Consider the following 3,180-nt stretch of genomic DNA (forward strand, 5'->3'; position numbering starts at 1 on the left):
GGGAGATCTTCGGCCGTTCGCGAGCCGAGGACGCCGCGCACGGAGAAGCCGACGGTCTGCGCAGGAGCGGTCACGACGAACAGGAACGGTTGCTGGCGACTCGCCCTATCTGCAAACAGCAGTTCGTCACCGCCGCTGCGCTCGACGACGGTGTCGGGCCAGGGCTGGAGCAGGAAGCCGCCGTCGGGATAGCGGCGACCGGCATCCGAGTCGGGAAGCGCACGTACGAAGACGCCCTTGCCGGCGGCATCGGCGCGCGCCGGTATCGCATCTGCGCCGTCGTCGCCATTCAGCGCCACGTGGTGTGAGAGCAGGAAGCGCGCGGGCGGTCCCGCGAGCACATTCACTTCCAGCGTGAGCTCGTGCTGTTCCGTCAGCGCGCGCGATCGCACCTCGATCATCCCCTCCGCATGCCGGTAGATCCAGCGCGCCGCATCCGGCGTCATTTCGAACGCGGAAGGCACGTCCAGCAGCGTCCAGCCCTCGCGCAGTTCCACGAACAGCCGCTGCCCGTGCGAACGGAAGAGGCCGAGGTAACTGTGGGTGGTGGAGAGGAAGCGATTGATGCTGACGTGACCCTGCGTCACCATCGAGTGGAACACGCCTGTCATCCAGACGGTGGACGTGAGCCCGGCGTCCTCCGGTGTGAGCCCGGCGCCCGAGCGCAGAATCTGGCCGTGTGGACGCAGCACCTGCAGTTCCTTGGCTCGCAGGACGACGTGCTGGCGGTGGCCCGTGAAGAACGACAGCAGCCGGCCATCGGCGTCGCGCTCCTTAAACCGGCGCTCGACGCCGAAGATCCCGTCGATCTCGGTTTCCGCGAGATCGAGCGCCTGCAGCAGCGGTGCCGCGCTGAAGAGACTCGTCGGTGGCGTGAAGGCTTCTCCGGTGGCAGTAGACGACGCGGCGGGCCAGCGGGCTTCTGGCAGGGCAAGGACAACGTCGACGACGGCGAGATCGGCGGGCGCGCTGGCTGCGGGATGATCCGGGACGAATCGACCGAAGAAGCCGCGCACCGCGAACGCGCCGGGCTCGATTGACAGCGTCGCGTCCTGTATCGCCGCCATGGCGTGCTCGTGCTGGAGACGCGCGCCCGGCAGACCTTCGACCACGGCCGCCGGCAGCCGGCCTGCGCGATTGGCGAGACCATGCACCTGCAATGCGTCGGTGGCAAAGCTTGCCCCGCGCCCCAGCGCCCCGATCATGCACCAGGGGTGACGGTCGCCCATCGGCTGGTTCTGCCGCGACGCCACCACCCAGCCGCGATCGGGATGGACGAGCGGCGTGTGGTCGACATACTGGCTCACGTAATACTCGTTCAGCCGCACGGCGCCGTACTGCGCGAGGCCGATGTCCTGCGTGTGGATGAGGTCGACCGTCACGGCTTCGGGGCGCGTGTTTTCCAGTCTCACATGCCAGAACCACGCAGGAGCCGAGTCCGCCAGGAGCAGAACCACCGCGAAGCGGATGCCCTGCCACTCGCCGCTCAGCGTAAACCGGTCGCTCCCGAATGCGACGCGCGCCGGGCTGCGCGGACCGAGCAGCGGCACTGCATCGACGCTGTCGCCGAGCCGGCGCAGGTAGATGTTCGCCGGTCCGCCTTCGACCTCGTTGCCTGGAAACAGGTTGAGGATGATGTCGCCATGATCGATGCGGCGCAGCGAGCCGTTGGCATTGAATTCGAGCGCGAGTCCGGATGGGCTCTCGATGCGGTGGGGAAAGGAGGGCACGGCGTCGTTGCAGGTGGCGAAGGCGCACGTCAGTCTATGCGTGCAGCGGCGACTTGTCGTGGGGCTCGTGTGTGAGGCGTGTATAGATTTCGACGAAGCGATCGCCGAACTCCGCCAAGCCGTGATGCGCCGACACCGTCCGGCGTGCCTCGTCCGCCATTCGCGTGAGGATGCCGCGATCTTCGTGCAGGCGCCTGATCGCGGCGGCGAGCCCCTGCGGATCCTCCGGCTCCACGAGCAGCCCCTGTTTGCCGTGCTCGACGACGTCGGGAATCGCGCCGACCGCGCAGGTTATGGGAACTGCGCCGGCAGCCATGCTTTCCAGCACCGCGTAGGGGAGACCCTCGCGATGGAAGGTGGGCAGCACGAAGACATCGGAGTCGAGCCAGAGCGCGCGCTTCGCCGCGCCGAATACCGCGCCTTTGAAGACGACCGCGTTGCGAAGTCCCAGCGCATCCACACGCCGGGCAAGGCGTTCCCGTTCAGGGCCGACTCCAGCGATGGTGAGCGTCAGATCGATTCCCTGTCGCAGCAGCGAGGCTACCGCTTCGATGATCTCGTAGACGCCTTTCTCGCGCACCAGTCGACCCATGAAGACGAGCCTCAAGGGCTGTCCCGGCGGCGACGTGCGCGCCGGCGCGGCGAGCGATGCGACATCGATGGCGTTGGCCGCGACGTGCAGCGGAAGTCCGGGCACGAAATCGCCGTATGCCTTTCTCTGGAATTCGCCGAGCAGGACGATTGCATCGGCGAGCGACAGCGTGCGCCGCAGGATTGTTTCGAGCAGCCGGTTGCCGGCGGCGAACTCGCGCGGCAGCGCGCCGCCGTGCACCTGATAGACGACCTTGCAGCCACAGCTGCGGGCGACCAGCAGATAGACAAGATCGCGCCAGAAGCCCTTCGCGTCCATCGACGTGTTGATGTGCACGAGAGCCGGCCGTTCAGTGCGCAGCAGCGACAGCAGTTGCCACGGCGAGACGAACAGGCGGCACAGCCTGGCGAAGCCGTTTTCGTTGCGCCCCGCGCTGCCGACCTGAAAGTAGCGAAGGAGAAAGTGGTCCTTCAGGCGTGAGTCGAGGAGCTGATTGAGATGGGTGCTCACACCGGCGACGGCATCGAGCGCCGGACCCAGCAGCACGGCCGTTTGCCGGGTCGTCCTGCGCGGCAACACGGCATCCGTCGCGTGCAACGCCGACGGACCAGGGCGCGGCCGATCGACGACGTCCGCCGCAAGCGCCGGCCGCGCCGCGGATTCCCGCTGTCTGCGTGAGCTCGCGTTCAATGCGGCGTCCACCGCCGCAGCGACAGGGAGTTCGTCACCACCGACACCGAGCTCAACGCCATGGCGGCGCCCGCGATCACCGGATTCAGGAAACCCAGCGCGGCGAGCGGAATGCCGAGGATGTTGTAGACGAACGCAAAGAAGAGATTCTGGCGGATCTTGCGCACG

General features: G+C 67.3%; 3 protein-coding genes. All 3 read right to left on the reverse strand.

Annotation, left to right across the window (positions count from 1 at the left end; all coding sequences use genetic code 11):
* The coding region (locus JNK68_15170) for a hypothetical protein (protein ID MBL8541685.1) at positions 1–1,730 on the reverse strand (1,730 nt) is incomplete at its 3' end.
* Between the two features lie 34 nt (positions 1,731–1,764).
* Positions 1,765–2,898, reverse strand: a complete 1,134-nt coding sequence (locus JNK68_15175; GenBank protein ID MBL8541686.1) for a glycosyltransferase family 4 protein — start codon at positions 2,896–2,898, stop codon at positions 1,765–1,767.
* 110 nt (positions 2,899–3,008) lie between these two features.
* On the reverse strand, positions 3,009–3,180 hold a 172-nt coding region (locus JNK68_15180), incomplete at its 5' end, for a hypothetical protein (protein ID MBL8541687.1).

The sequence above is a fragment of the Betaproteobacteria bacterium genome (genome assembly GCA_016791345.1).
Taxonomy (GTDB): domain Bacteria; phylum Pseudomonadota; class Gammaproteobacteria; order Burkholderiales; family JAEUMW01; genus JAEUMW01.